Raw genomic sequence first — 1628 nt, forward strand, 5'->3', positions numbered from 1 at the left:
GGCGGGGCCCCGGGGCGGCGGGTGGGCCCGGGGGCGGGGGGGGCGGGGCGGCCGGGGGGGGGGGTGCCCCGCCCCCGCGGCCGCCCGGGCCTGGTCACTTGACCAGGCGGGACCAGTCGGCCGGCTGCCCCGGGTCCAGCGCGCGCAACTGGTCGAGCACCTTGGGGTCCTGGGCGTCCAGCCAGTCGGCGACCTGGCGGAAGGACACGCAGCGGACGCCCTCCCGGGTGCAGACGCTCTTCATCACGTCCTCGATGGCCTGCATGTAGATGCCGCCGTTCCAGCTCTCGAAGTGGTTCCCGATGAAGAGCGGGGCCCGGCTGCCGTTGTAGACCCGTTCGAAGCCGTTGAGGTAGCCGTTGCGGGTCTCCTTCTCCCACGCGTCGTACTTCTTCGGATCGCCCTTGGTGGTGTCCCCGGACTGGTTGGCGAGGAAGTTGAAGTCCATCGAGAGGACCTGGGCCGATTTGCCCGGGTAGGGCAGCAGTTGGAGCGGGAAGTTCCAGATCCCGTCCTTCTTGCCGGGCCAGACCTGGAACTCGCCCGGTGAGCTGGCGTCGTACCGGAAGCCGGCCGCCTTCTCGGCCGCGAGCAGGTTCTTCTGGCCCTCCAGGCAGGGGGCGCGGCCGCCGACCGCCTCCTTGGTGTAGTCGAAGGGCAGCGGCGGGAGGTTCTTGAAGCCGGTGTTGGTCTTCCAGTTGGTGACGAAGGAGATCGCCTGGTCGAGCTCGCTCTTCCACTCCTCGGTGCTCCAGTCGCCGCCGCCCTTGGAGCCGCAGAAGTGCCCGTTGAAGTGGGTGCCGATCTCGTTCCCGTCCTGCCAGGCCAGGCGCAGTTGCTCCAGGGTGTCCTTGATGTGGGCGTCGGTGGCGAAGTCGATGGCGGAGGCGCCGGCGTCGTGCTGCGGCGGGTGGTAGAGCGTGCGTTTGGACTTGGGCAGGGTGTAGATGCCGCTCAGGAAGAACGTCATCTGGGCGTTGTTCTCCGTGCCCAGCTTGCGGAAGCGCGAGAACTGTTCGTCGTCGCCCTCCAGCGCGCCGTCCCAGGAGAACACCACGAACTGCGGCGGCTTCTCACCGGGCTTCAGCTTCTCGGGCCGGGGTTGTCTGGGCTGCGGGCCGGTGTCGGAGGTGGAGCCGTCGCCGAGCACCTTGACCTGGCCGTCCCAGGTCGGCGTGGCGCTGGGGGTCGGGGTGGCACCGGGGCTGCTGGGGCTGTCGGAGGGTGTGCCGCTCGGGTCGGGTGTGCTCTCCGGCGCGGCGCCGGCGGTGGCCGGTCTGCCCTTCGAGTCGGGGCCTCCCGTGCCCAGGCCGAGGGCCACGACGACCCCCGTTGCCAGCAGGACAGCCACGCCACGAGCAGGCCGCACCGTTCCTCCGCTTCTCCGACCCGCCGTCAAATGCTGGTCAGATAGTCATACGTATGGTGCGAACATCAGAACACCTTGATCGACAATGTGTCGAGGCTTGCATGGGACGGGAGTTGGGAGATAGGTGTGCGACAGGAGGCCGGCCGCCGCGCCCTAGGGGTGGGCCGGCCCCCCGTCGGGGGGCGGCGCCGGGCCCCCGCGTGACCCCCACCGAGCCCGGGCGCCGCGGGACCACCCCCAGCGCCACCCCGGGCCCCGC

General features: G+C 70.8%; 1 protein-coding gene. It reads right to left on the minus strand.

Going from position 1 to position 1628, the window contains the following annotated elements; genetic code table 11:
- Positions 1 to 94: 94 nt before the first annotated feature.
- Entirely contained in the window at positions 95 to 1351 is a 1257-nt protein-coding gene (locus ACFWPT_RS23375; RefSeq protein ID WP_380381108.1) for a hypothetical protein, read from the minus strand.
- Positions 1352 to 1628: the final 277 nt, after the last annotated feature.

Origin of the sequence: Kitasatospora sp. NPDC058478, from assembly GCF_042720345.1 — a bacterium.
GTDB lineage: Bacteria > Actinomycetota > Actinomycetes > Streptomycetales > Streptomycetaceae > Kitasatospora.